Below are 278 nucleotides of genomic sequence, written 5' to 3'. Positions count from 1 at the left end.
CAGGTCGCTGACCTGCACCAGGTCGGCGCGGGCGGTGCGCGGGGCGGCGTACGTCTGGTCGGTCGAGGTCACCAGCACCCGCAGCCGCGAGCCGGCGGGCACCTCCCACGTGCCGCCCGGCAGCGCCACCTCGACGATGGTCTCCTCGCCCGGCGTGGTGGTCACGGTGACCGGGGCGACCAGGCGCCGAGCCAGCTCGGGGACGCCGTTGACGACCTGCCACAGGCTCAGGAACAGGGTGCTGCTGCGTCCGGTCGAGGTGACGGTGAGGCGCACCC

1 protein-coding gene is annotated in these 278 nt (G+C 74.8%); it reads right to left on the bottom strand.

Going from position 1 to position 278, the window contains the following annotated elements; genetic code table 11:
- Window positions 1–278: CocE/NonD family hydrolase C-terminal non-catalytic domain-containing protein (locus QWY29_RS20315; protein WP_300963041.1), on the bottom strand; the 278-nt coding region annotated here is incomplete at both ends.

Origin of the sequence: Nocardioides abyssi (assembly GCF_030412915.1) — a bacterium.
Classification (GTDB): Bacteria; Actinomycetota; Actinomycetes; order Propionibacteriales; family Nocardioidaceae; genus Nocardioides; species Nocardioides abyssi.
The sequence above is the reverse complement of the archived record's forward strand: the minus strand, read 5'-3'. Positions and strand labels throughout refer to the sequence as shown.